The organism is Acinetobacter sp. ANC 4973 (genome assembly GCF_002135275.1).
GTDB classification, from domain to species: Bacteria; Pseudomonadota; Gammaproteobacteria; order Pseudomonadales; family Moraxellaceae; genus Acinetobacter; species Acinetobacter kyonggiensis.
Map to the genome: position 1 here is coordinate 120,290 of NZ_NEGM01000009.1, position 12,022 is coordinate 132,311.

11 protein-coding genes are annotated in these 12,022 nt (G+C 39.9%); 7 read left to right on the forward strand and 4 right to left on the reverse strand.

Translation table 11 applies throughout. The annotated features are described in order from the left end of the window. Positions 1–341 precede the first annotated feature (341 nt). Both B9T30_RS12275 and B9T30_RS12280 read left to right on the forward strand, forming a co-directional pair. Positions 342–857: a DUF1543 domain-containing protein gene (locus tag B9T30_RS12275; protein ID WP_086185243.1), complete on the forward strand. Its 516-nt coding sequence runs from the start codon at positions 342–344 to the stop codon at positions 855–857. A 176-nt stretch (positions 858–1,033) separates the two neighbouring features. Beyond that, positions 1,034–2,026 carry a DUF2804 domain-containing protein gene (locus B9T30_RS12280; RefSeq protein WP_086185244.1) on the forward strand — a complete coding sequence of 331 codons (993 nt, stop codon included), beginning with the start codon at positions 1,034–1,036 and terminating at the stop codon, positions 2,024–2,026. 71 nt (positions 2,027–2,097) lie between these two features. Here B9T30_RS12280 and B9T30_RS12285 read toward each other — a convergent pair whose 3' ends face one another. Then, positions 2,098–2,976 carry a metal-dependent hydrolase gene (locus B9T30_RS12285; RefSeq protein WP_086185245.1) on the reverse strand — a complete coding sequence of 293 codons (879 nt, stop codon included), beginning with the start codon at positions 2,974–2,976 and terminating at the stop codon, positions 2,098–2,100. A 145-nt stretch (positions 2,977–3,121) separates the two neighbouring features. On the opposite strand from B9T30_RS12285, the gene B9T30_RS12290 reads away from it, so the two are divergent. Next, on the forward strand, positions 3,122–4,150 hold the full coding sequence (locus B9T30_RS12290) for an AraC family transcriptional regulator (protein ID WP_086185246.1): 1,029 nt from the start codon (positions 3,122–3,124) through the stop codon (positions 4,148–4,150). Positions 4,151–4,580: 430 nt separating this feature from the next. Here B9T30_RS12290 and B9T30_RS12295 read toward each other — a convergent pair whose 3' ends face one another. Beyond that, positions 4,581–5,912 carry a Na+/H+ antiporter NhaC family protein gene (locus B9T30_RS12295; RefSeq protein WP_086185247.1) on the reverse strand — a complete coding sequence of 444 codons (1,332 nt, stop codon included), beginning with the start codon at positions 5,910–5,912 and terminating at the stop codon, positions 4,581–4,583. Between the two features lie 364 nt (positions 5,913–6,276). Between B9T30_RS12295 and trpA the strand changes: the two genes are divergently transcribed. Genes trpA through B9T30_RS12315 form a run of 4 tightly spaced genes read left to right on the forward strand, consistent with a single transcriptional unit; the run spans position 6,277 to position 10,284 of the window. Then, positions 6,277–7,080, forward strand: coding sequence for a tryptophan synthase subunit alpha (gene trpA, locus B9T30_RS12300; RefSeq protein ID WP_004649507.1), 804 nt, complete (start codon positions 6,277–6,279; stop codon positions 7,078–7,080). Further along, the gene (accD, locus tag B9T30_RS12305) at positions 7,077–7,973 is read left to right on the forward strand and encodes an acetyl-CoA carboxylase, carboxyltransferase subunit beta (protein ID WP_086185248.1); all 897 of its coding nucleotides are present in this window, start codon (positions 7,077–7,079) and stop codon (positions 7,971–7,973) included. Before trpA ends, accD begins: the two co-directional genes overlap by 4 nt. Continuing rightward, positions 7,970–9,253 carry a bifunctional tetrahydrofolate synthase/dihydrofolate synthase gene (gene folC / locus B9T30_RS12310; protein ID WP_086185249.1) on the forward strand — a complete coding sequence of 428 codons (1,284 nt, stop codon included), beginning with the start codon at positions 7,970–7,972 and terminating at the stop codon, positions 9,251–9,253. Before accD ends, folC begins: the two co-directional genes overlap by 4 nt. Then, positions 9,244–10,284 (forward strand): SPOR domain-containing protein, encoded by a 1,041-nt coding sequence (locus B9T30_RS12315; protein ID WP_171264168.1) that lies wholly within the window; start codon positions 9,244–9,246, stop codon positions 10,282–10,284. The genes folC and B9T30_RS12315 overlap by 10 nt, the downstream gene beginning before the upstream one ends. Before the next feature lie 19 nt (positions 10,285–10,303). Here the strand turns inward: B9T30_RS12315 and B9T30_RS12320 are convergent, their stop codons facing one another. Together B9T30_RS12320 and B9T30_RS12325 are read right to left on the reverse strand one after the other, a co-directional pair. Next, positions 10,304–10,882, reverse strand: coding sequence for a dual specificity protein phosphatase family protein (locus B9T30_RS12320; RefSeq protein WP_086185255.1), 579 nt, complete (start codon positions 10,880–10,882; stop codon positions 10,304–10,306). Then, positions 10,882–11,697 (reverse strand): MBL fold metallo-hydrolase, encoded by an 816-nt coding sequence (locus B9T30_RS12325; RefSeq protein WP_086185256.1) that lies wholly within the window; start codon positions 11,695–11,697, stop codon positions 10,882–10,884. The genes B9T30_RS12320 and B9T30_RS12325 overlap by 1 nt, the downstream gene beginning before the upstream one ends. Positions 11,698–12,022 lie beyond the last annotated feature (325 nt).

Sequence of the window (12,022 nt, forward strand, 5' to 3'; positions counted from 1 at the left end):
ATCCATGTCGCCTCCGCGTCACCCATACTTTTAATCTATCATTATTTTTTATAATGACGGAGTCTTACCGTTTATTCATCTCATGGTAGGAGTTCGTCATGTTACTTTTGAAAAAGTAACCAAAATATGATTCATCAGCAAAACTCGTCGAATCCTAGCATGTGATTTATACTTCGTAGAAACATGATTTATTTAATTTTAGTCTGACTCGAACAGTTGCTGATGAGTTTGGCGTGTATCATTTAGATTAATATTCTTGCTGAAAAAAAAGTATGTTTTTTGTCTCGTAAATGATTAATCATTTTGCGATGTAATAGAAATTGTTGAATAGAGGAAAGAAAATGCCCAGCCTATTTATCGTCATGCTCGGTGGTCGCCATGCCCGCGCTAACACAGAAGTTCATGATGTGGTTTTAGCCGTAGGTGATTCACTTGAAGACATTTACCCACAACTGAAAAATGCATGGTTTGGTGAACAAAAAGGTTTGCATGTTGATGCTTGGGCGCAGATTTATGGTGTGGCATTTGAAGGTCAAAATTATCAAGTTCAATTTACCGATGCTGCGCCGAATCAAGCCGATCAAAAACTCTATTTGCTTAACCTAGGCGGCTATGATGCACGTGAGTTTGGTGAGTTGCATCGTTATGTTTTAGTGGTTGCACAAAATGCAATGGTGGCCAAACAACGTGGCAAAGCCTACTTTGCACAGCATTGGCAAAAACAACATACAGACCGCGTATTAGATGTGGATGATTGTATTGCCATTGATCAAATACATGGTCGTTATGTGCAATTAATCGAAGGTGCATTTTCAGGGAATCAGTGGGAAAATACTTATTTAATGCTCAATGATTAATATGTATATCTTAATGATTAATCAATATTATTTATGCATAAATCAACTTAAAAGAATGAGATGAAGTTTTTGCGAATTTTGGATGAATAACGATTAATGACACTGTTTTCATATATTTTTATAGGCATAATAAGATTATGGAATTTATGATCTCTTAGCTAGATGGAATTTGATAAATGGATTTGATTCAATCAAATGGACAACCGAATTATGGACGTTTCAGTGCTCTTCCAAAGATTATCGATTTAAATAAATATCAATATAAAACGCCTTATGGTGAAGTGCTTACAGGTTGGCGTAAGCGGCTAAAATATAAAAAATTTAAGTTTTGTTGTATTCAACATGAACACTACACCATTGGTTTAGCCATTGCTGATATTGCTTGGGCAGGTCATGGCTTTGTATATGTTTATAACCATATGACTCAGGAAGTTTTAGAATGGAATGCCATTAACTTTTTATCCCGTCATACCGTTGTTGATGAACAACCGCTTTATAATCAAAGCTTTTTTTCTAAGTCTCCTTTTCAAATTGATATTCAGCATGCCAATGGTGTGCGTTATATCCATGTGACTAAATATGGTGAAATTAAACTTAGCGCGCGAATTTTTTGTGCAGGAACAGATCCACTGAGTATGTGTAGCCCAACAGGCATTAATGGTTGGACGTATACGCAAAAACTGACGACTTTAGCTTGCGAAGGTTTTTTTATAAATAAGCAGGGTGAAACCATCCAGTTTAATGAAAGAACTTTTGCTTCTTTAGATGACACCTGTGGTTTTCTGCGCCCAGAAACAGCTTGGTTTTGGTTGTCATGTAATTTTTGGGATGCGAATAATAATCGCATTGGCTTAAATTTAGCTTCTGGGGTGAATGAAAGTTTTGGTAATGAAAATTGTTTGTGGGTGAATGGGGTTTTGTATCCTTTAAGCGATGTTTTATTTCAACATCAAGATGAAGGGCATTGGACGATTCGTTCACTGGATGAAAAACTGAATTTGGATGTGAAGACGGGATGGCGACGTTATGAAAATCTTAATTTAAGATTAGTCGGAAGCCAATTTAGCCAATGGCAAGCTAAAATTAGCGGCACGATTCAGCAAGATGAGCAAGAAATTGTCTTGTTAAATGAATATGGCTTGTTAGAGCAGCATTATGCCAAATGGTAATATGCTATAGCATAAACAATAAGACCAAGTCCTTATGGATAGGGACTTGGTCAATATGAATCAATATATTTTTAATCTTTAGCTGCTTGCCAAAAAGCTTCTCCTGCTGCAATTGGATCACCTGTTTCTTCTAGGGTTTTTACCCAAACATCATATTGGGCAATGACAGGATGCTGGTTAGGATGGAAGTCTTTGTTAAACCAGTCGCGGTATTGCTTGCCCATTTTTCTAAAGATGCCATTTTTACCCAAAAACCAAGGCAGCCCTCGAATATTCATTTTGAGCCGTTGTAATGGCGTAAACCCATCATATTCTAACATCACATTGGTACGGTAAATGGTGAAGCCAAGCATCAGCAAGGTGGTCCATGCCAGTGTAAATTTACGGGTAGATTCAGGTACATTTCCGACTTGTTTCATGACATCGAAAGCAACATCACGATGTTCCATTTCCTCAATCGCATGCCAAGCAAAGAGTGCGCGAACATAAGGGTGAGCATCCCGTAAGGTTTCTTTTTTATTGTAAAAAGTTTCTGCCATGAGTGCAGTCAAGTGTTCAGCTGCGGCGGTCATGGCAATGTTGTATTGAGGTGAACGCTGTTCCAGTTCGAATTTAAAAATTTTAGTTAAACGCCGAATAAACAGGTCAACAGGCATACCTTGCTCTTTCATGACCTGATTCATTTGGTCATGGGCGATACCATGTTGTGCTTCTTGGCGAATAAAGTCCGCAACACGTTGCTTTAAATCTGGGTCGGTAATTTGATCGCGGAACAAACGAACGGATTGAATAAAATAGCGTTCGCCATCTGGGAAAGTCAGGCTTAACGCATCAAACATACGAGTAATAAAGGGATCCCCCCCAAACCAAAAACGCGGGATTTCATTGAGTTTAAAATCGAGATGACTACGAACAACAGGAGTGATTTGATTTTGGACAATGGCATTCATTTTGTTTTACTTAAATCGCCTTGAATAATTGCAGTATGTCGGTCTTTTGGGATTTTGTTTTGACAGTAATTGCCAATTTTTATACATTTAACGACAGAATAAAAAGATCGCATGTCAAAATAGTCCGAACATATAGAGCAAGGCCATGCATGAAATACAGATACCGAATGGCTATTTTCAACTCTGGCAAATGTATTTGGCAGAACGTGGTTTAGATGGGTTGCAACTCGATTTTCTTCAACAGGATCAAGCACAATTACGTCAGGTGTTAAGCATGCCTATCGATACACAGTCGTCTTATACATTCTTCTTAGAAGTAATCCAGCGCACGCAGCAGCATCTAGATTGCCCACAATTGATTTTTGAAATGGCGCGGCATATACGACCTGAGCATTTTGGGGTTTTAGGTTATATCGCATCGAGAAGTAAGAGCGTAGCAGAGGCGATTCATTATGTGATGCGTTTTAGTCGTTTGGTGATTGATGGTTCTGCCGCAACGCGAGTACAAGTCTATCAATATGGGGATGAGATTCATTTGGCATGGCCCAATATTGATGAAAAATATGCCTTAATTCATGAAATGACGTTTGCCTGTATTGTGCAATTAGCACGACAAATTTTTGGTTTAAGTCAGCCTATTTTAAGATCTTTACATTTTGCTCATGCAGCGCAAATGAGTTTATATGCATATCAGAAGTTTTATGGTTGTGAGGTGTTATTTAAACAAACGGATTATCAACTGGTATTGCGTTTAGACAGTTTAGAGTTACAACCACATCAATCCGACCCATCACTGATTCATTTACTCACCAAGCAAGCTGAAGAGGCGATTGCTTCTAGATTAAGTTATGAAACTTTAGATCAGCAGCTACATATGAGAGTGGCTGAATATTTGCGCTTACAAAATAGTGTGCCGAAAATTGAGCAAATTGCCACAGAATTACATATATCTTCACGAACGCTACAACGTCAACTGAATGAGCAAAATTCATCGTTTAAAAAAATTCTTGAAATAGAGCGAATGAAGCGCTGTGAGCAATTATTGCTGCAAAATATGAGCTTGACTGAAATTGCAATATATTTGGGTTATTCAGACCAGTCTGCTTTGGCACGTGCTTATAAAGCCTATAATGGTCAAACGCTATTGCAGCGAAAGCAACAGCTCAAAGATTAACTTGAGCCATAAAAAAACGACCTTTTTAGATTAATGCCAGTCAGTTAAGAAATTGACTGGAATTTTATTTTTTAAATTCATGATGTTATTCGACACGCGGAAACGTCATCCGCAACTTGAGCAATAAATAAAGCACGGCTTTATTTTGCAGCGCAAGGCAAAACTATTTTAAAAAGTAAGGTTTCTGCGATTTATTAATCAATAAAAGGGATTTGGCGAGTTTTGCGGATGACGAATGTTTTTGGTTCTTTTGGCGTATGAGAAACATTGTTTCGCAAGGAATGAACTAGCTCCAAATATCTGATCCAAAACGGTAAGACTCCGTCATGAACAACTAAAAACTAAGGGCTTTATTTCTAAAACCCTTAACTGACGGGCATTACCTTTTCAGATCGTTTTTTATCGGGATGATGCTATTTCGGGCTGATGTTTAAGCCGCTTTGAATCTTGGAAAGCGAAATACAATCGCTAAAATTGCAAAAATCGCCAATACCCAACAATAGTAAATATTACCGATCAGTTCTACGGGCGATAGTTTCGCAATAGAACATGCCAAGAGTAATTGAGCACCGTAGGGAATCAAGCCCTGTACAATACAGGAAAATATATCCATCAAGGCCGCAGCACGTTTCGGATCTACACCGTATTCTTTTGCCACTTCACGTGCCATATCGCCCGATAAAATAATCGCAACGGTATTGTTGGCCACAAAAAGATTGGCGAATAGCACAAGGAAACTGATTCCCAATTCACCTGCACGTTGCCGTCCGACTTTCAGTAAACGGGTCACACTGTAAATGCGTTCGATTAACCATTGTAGCCCGCCTTCTTTTTGCATAAGGGCAGACAAACCACCTAAAAACATAGACAGTAATGCAACTTCAAACATACTCACAAAGCCATCATAGATGGATGTGTTGAGCTGTAATAAATCAAAATTTGGACGAACAACCAGACCAATCAAGCCTGAAAGTACGACCCCAAGGGTTAAAACGGCAAGGACGTGTAAACGTGAAAAAGCCAGTAAAAATACAGCCACATAAGGCAGAATGAGCCAGAGGTCATAATCTTTATATACAATATTTTGTGAAGTATGGCTGGTCAATACATAAATTAAAATGGTAATGATGGCCGCAGGGACTGCAATCCATACATTGACTTTGAACTTATCGCGAAGTTGTACTTTTTGACTGCTGGTGGCTGCAATGGTGGTATCTGAAATCATGGATAAATTATCACCAAACATTGCCCCGCCAACCACTGCACCAATCGCATAAACAGCTTCAATATTAGTTACTTGTGCAAAACCGAAAGCAATCGGAGCACACGCTGCAATGGTGCCCATCGAAGTCCCCATTGCTGTTGCAATAAATGCTGAAATCACAAACAGCATAGGCAATACAAACGTAGGTGGAATAATCGAGAGCCCCAGTTGAACCGTGGCATCGACACTACCGATGGCACTGCTGGTACTGGCAAATGCACCTGCCAGCATAAACACCATAAACATCAAAACCAAGTTGGGATGACTGGCGCCTTTTAAGAACTCATCTATCGCTACATTTACTTTGCCACGGTAAATCAACACTGTAAGAATAATAGCGGGCAGCACTGCCACAGGTGCTTTAACTTGATAAAAAGCAAACTCAGTACCAATCATGGAATGATAGATACCACTGCCTAAAAAAATGGCTAAAAATACAATAAGAGGTAGCAGTGCCAACGCACGCGCCTGCACTTTACCTTGGGAGTTGGGAGTCATATAAAATAGAAAAAAGGAAAATCGTGTGTAGTATAGTGCAGGTTTTGCTATTTCATAAAACATTAAATGTAAAAGCTAACTTAGTTATTTTTATCAAGTTTTTACTAATAAAAATAAGTTTATCTTAATGTTGGCTATTTTTTTAAATAGCAAAATTAGGCATCTTTGATCATTGAGAAAAAATCGTAAATATCAGTAAATGGTGTTCTCGGATTGTTCTGAAAAAATGAGATTGTCAGTCTAGTGTATCGTGAAGTTTTCAGACTCTATTCAATGAGTAAAAAATAGCGTTACAATGCGTTGTCTTGTGTTTCTACAAAGCCAACTCCTCAGTTTTAAAATAATTCAAGGAAAGCATACCCTTATGTCACGTTTAGCCACTCGTTTTGGACAGCTTAAATCTCAACAGCGTAAGGCGCTAGTTTCTTATGTGATGGCTGGTGACCCTCATCCGCAAGTAACGGTTCCATTGTTACACCAGATGGTTGAGGCAGGTGTGGATGTGATTGAGCTTGGTCTTCCATTTTCAGACCCTATGGCAGATGGTCCAGTGATTGCCCTTGCAGCAGAACGTGCATTGGCTGGTGGAACCAATACCTTAGATGCTTTGAATATGGTGAAAGAGTTCCGTCAAAAAGATACAGAAACACCCGTCGTTTTAATGGGCTATTTAAATCCAGTTGAAGTGATTGGTTATGAAAAATTTGTGTCTTATGCCAATGAATGCGGTGTAGATGGTTTACTTCTGGTGGATTTACCGCCTGAAGAAGCAAAAGATTTAGATGATGTGTTGAAAAAATTTAACATGGATCAAATTTTCTTACTTGCGCCAACATCTACAGATGAACGTATTCAATATGTGGCGAATCAAGCCAGTGGCTTTATTTACTATGTGTCCTTGAAAGGGGTAACGGGTGCTGCAACCTTAGATGTCTCTGAAGCTGCAACTCGTATCCAAAAAATTAAAGCTGTGACTGATATTCCTGTTGGTGTGGGTTTTGGTATTAGCGATGCTGCCTCTGCGAAAGCAATGGGTGTAGCGGCTGATGCGGTAATTGTTGGTAGTGCTTTTGTCAAACAATTTGCGAACTTAGCGCCAGAACAAGCTGTTGTCGAAACGGTTAATAAAGTCAAGGAGCTTCGAGCAGCGCTCGATGAGTTAGTATGAATCAAGAAGTGAAATCAGGCAAAATTCTGAGCCCAGCGACGCCGTGGACGGAACGTCATGTTCCGGGTATTCACACACCCGATGAGCAAACTGCACTCAAAGCAACATTTACAGAACCAACCATCGAATGTCCTGAATGTCACGCACTGGTGACACGTACAGCGATATCATTTAACGCTTATGTTTGTCCGCAATGTGATGAACATTTGCGTATGAAAGCACGTGAACGTTTAACGTGGTTCTTTGACCAAGTTCAAAATGAATTGGGTCAAGAATTTGTTGCGAAGGATCCACTCAAGTTTGTGGACAGCAAGCCATATCCAGCCCGTATGTCTGAAGCACAAAAGAAAACTGGCGAAACTGAAGCATTGGTGGTGATGCAAGGTGTGTTAAAAGGTATTCCTTTGGTTGCATGTGCATTTGAATTCGACTTTATGGGCGGTTCAATGGGTACGGTTGTGGGTGACCGTTTTGTACAGGCGGCTGAACGTGCGATTAAAGACAAACAACCGTTAATCTGCTTCGCTGCATCGGGTGGCGCACGTATGCAAGAAGGCATGTTGTCACTCATGCAAATGGCACGGACTTCAGCAGCGATTCAACGTATGAAAGATGCAGGTTTACCGTATTTAGTGGTATTGACGCATCCAGTATATGGTGGTGTAACGGCTTCACTTGCGATGTTAGGTGATGTCCATATTGCTGAACCGAAAGCCATGATTGGTTTTGCGGGTAAACGTGTGATTGAGCAAACTGTACGTGAAACATTGGAAGAACCATTCCAACGTGCTGAATATTTGCTTGATCATGGTGTAATCGATCAAATTGTTCATCGTCACGCATTACGTGATACTGTATATCGTATTGTCGCGAAACTGATGAATTTGCCTTGAACACAGCACCACTTGCAACAGACTCTTTAACTACATGGCTCAATTATTGGAGCCATGTTCACGTTACGGGCATTGATTTAGGTCTAGAGCGTGTCATTCCTGTGGCTGAAAAGCTCGGAGTGACACAACCACAGGCAAAAGTCCTGACTGTAGCAGGAACCAATGGTAAGGGTTCAACCACCACGACTTTAGCTGCCATTTTAAATTCGCAAGGCTATCAAGTCGGTTTATATCAATCCCCACATATTTACCGTTTTAATGAACGGGTGAAGTTATCTGGGGTTGAAGTGGATGACCAGACTTTGGTGAATGCGTTTGTACAAGTGGATCAAGCACGTCGTGCCTGTGATTTAAGCTTATCGTTTTTTGAAGCAACCACTTTGGCTGCTTTTGTCATTTTTAAACATCAACAATGTGATGTTTGGGTTTTAGAAGTTGGTCTAGGTGGTCGCTTAGATGTGGTGAATGTCGTAGACCCAGATATGGCTGTGATTACCAATATTGGTCTAGACCATATCGATTGGTTAGGTGACACGATTGAAAAAATTGCTTTCGAAAAAGCAGGCATTATTCGCCCGAATATTCCCGTAATTTTTGGGGGTTTACAACCACTGCCACAGGCAATTCAAAATAAAGTCGATGAATGTCAGGCGCAACTTTATGTGGCAGAGCGTGATTATTGTTATCAATATAGCGACGATGGTCAAACTTGGATGTTTGCATCCTCAGGTACAACCCTAAAACTTCCTCTCGGCTCTTTAGCATTAGAAAATATTTCAACGGCAGTTGCTGCCATTTTGCTCAGTGGTTTAACAGTTAGCCAAGCAGCGATTGCACAAGGCATTCAACAGGCACGACTAGCAGGTCGTTTTGAAATCTGTCAAATTCAAGATAAAACGGTTATTTTTGATGCGGGGCATAATCCGCATGGTGTTAAATTTTTGTTACAGCAGTTGCGAAAATACTTAGAATACAATAAACAGTACACAGAAGTGATCGGTGTTTTTTCAATGCTGGCAGATAAAGATATCAATTCTGTCGTAGAGTTATTGAAAGATACTGTTTTAACATGGAAAATTGCACCCTTAACCGTTCCGCGAGCAGCTGAAAGAGCACAGCTTGATGAGGCATTACAGGGTGAAACAGTACAACACTTTGAAAGTGTTCAATTGGCTTTTAAATCAGCGCTGAATGAAACGAAAAATAATCAGCTGATCTTGGTATGTGGTTCATTTCATACCTTAGAAGCGGTATGGGAGTATTTGGAAGAATGTCAATGAATAGCACACAACGTTGGATGGGTGGCGTTGTTTTATTAGGTGGTGGTGTTTTATTGGCAGCATTGCTCCTGAAGGGTAAAGACGAAATAGATCAAAATGAATTTAAAACTCCAGAGCGTGCTTCCCAAGTCGAGCAGCAAAAGCCTGCTACAACTGGAGAAATGGTTCAGCTTCAACCTTTAACGGTTGATGTTGAAACCGAAAAACGTTTGCTTGAAGAACAACGTCGGGCACGTGAAAAAGCAGTTGCAGAACAAGAAGTACGTGCAGCAGAGTTTTTAGTCATGCAGCAACAAGCAGAAGCAGAAGCTGCACGTAAGGCAGCAGAAGAATATGCAGCTTTAAATGCGCATCGTACAGGCGCACAGCAAAGTTCGGATAATATTCCTCCTGAACTGATTGAAGATGAGAAAGTAAAACAAAAGCGTTTGGCTGAAGAGAAGCTCAGTGCTGAAAAAAAGTTACAACAGCAGAAAGTTCAACAACAAACTGATGCTGATAAAAAAATAGCTGAAGATAAACGTAAAGCTGAAGCCGAAAAAAAGTTAGCTGAAAAGAAAGTTGCTGAGAAAAAAGCAGCAGAGGATAAAGTGCAACAAGCAGCAGAAGTTAAAGCGCAACAACAAGCTGAGGAAAAACGTAAAGGAGCTGAGAAGCAGGAAGTCACAAGAAAAGAAGCCGAAAAGAAAGAGGCTGAGAAAAAACAAGCACAAACCAAGCATGAGGCCGATTTAAAGAAAAAGGCTGAGGCTGAAAAAGCACGCGATCTATTGGAAAATGGTGATAAACAATGGATGGTGCAAGTGGCATTGGCTGCAAATGAAGCGAATGCAGATGCAGTAGCATCTAAATTACGTGCCAAAGGTTATAAGGTCACCAAAAGCCCAACCTCGAAAGGGATTCGAATTATGGTCGGGCCTGCTAAAAATCGAGAGATTGCCGATTCAGCACGTAAGAAAATTACCAGTGATACAAGCCTAGGCATGAAATCAGCATGGGTGATTGACTGGGTCCCACTCGAGAAACGCTAAATCGAGCTTAAAGCAAAAATTAAGATGGATTCGACAGTTGTTGTCGAATCCATTTTATATTTTCAGGGGTAAATATTTTTTCAATATGAACCCAAACAGGGTGAAAGCCGTAACCACCATATTTCATTTCATTCAGTGCGTCTTCAGTTTGCCAATTTTCAAAAATAATGCGATACATGGCAACACTTGCACCCGTACGGTCAGAGCCATGATAGCAATGAATCAATACTTTTTGATTGAGTTTTTGGGCTTGCTGAATGTGCTGCATCACCTGCAATAAATCGTCACGGTTCATTGCCCACGTATTAATTGGAATATGAATCAATTGAAAATCTGTCGATGGCAGTACGGCTAAATCCGCATTTCTCGATCTTAAATTAATCACAGCATCAATATTGTGCGCCTTTAATTGTGGAATCAGTTCAGCACTGGGCTGTTCACTACGAAATAGCTGCTCACTAATTTGATAAAAATTATCGGGTTGATGAATTGCTTTGCCCCAGTGTGGTGGGCGCTGTTCTGCCGAAATGGTGGGTGTGGTGATACATCCGACCAGACTGGAGCTACTGATGAAAATGGCAAGTAGAGTTCTTTTTATCATGCTCGATAGCGTTCCAATTCAACAGGATCATGTGCACAAATAATTTCGATATTATTTTGGCTTTGTGCGAGTTGTTGAATTTTGCGTAAGTTATCTAAACGCATTGAATTATTTTCAGCAAAAATACGTTCTAATTTAGCCAGCGTTCTGAGTTTATTTTGGGGATTGAGTTGCAGATGTGAAAAATAAGCATCGCCACAGAAGAATACCCAGCCATCTTGCTGCTTAATGGCAATGCCACAGTGACCCTTGCTATGACCCAATAATGGAATCATTAAAATTTCATCTTGAAATAAGCGAAATCCTTGCACTTGGTGCAGGTTAAACCATGTTTCACCTTGCTCTGGTTCGATGAAATTCCAGTAGCGGTGTTGTTTAAATTGTTGGGTTTTATAGCGCGCTTTATTTTTAAGTGAGAAAAAACTTTGTGTCGCATTATATTCTGTCGAGAGCACATGTACGGTGGCATGTGGAAAGTCTGAAATACCACCGGCATGATCAAAGTCAAGATGCGAAACCAAGATGTGTTTGACATCTTGAGGGCTAAAGCCTAAGCGTTGAATCTGAGCAATGGCGGTCAGTTCTAAATCATGCTCTATACGTCCGAATCGTGCAGCGAAACTGCCTAAACGGGCTTGAGGATGTAGATGATCTTGGATGCCTAAGCCGGTATCAATCAGTACCAGTCCCTGATCTGTTTCAACCAGCAGACAGTGACAAACCACTTTGGCATGTAAGCCTTTTTGCCCAAAAAGCGGTGCACAAACAGGGCACATGGTGCCGCAATGTAAATGATGAATATTATAGATCACAGTCATTATTCTTAAAATTAAGTCAGCACATTTATAAACGGACTGTAAAATAAATACCAACTTGATTTTGTAATTCAGTTCTTTAGCCAAATAAAAAGCCTGTCATTAGCTTAATACCAGTCAGTTAAGGGTTTTAGAAATAAAGCCCTTAGTTTTTAGTTGTTCATGACGGAGTCTTATATTTTTTAAATCAAATACTTGGAGCTCATCTATTACTTTGGATAAGCCCAAAGTAATCAAAGGCATTCGTCATCCGCAAAACTCGCCAAATACCTTTTATTGATTAATAAATCGCAGAAACCTTACTTTTTTAAAATAGTTTTGC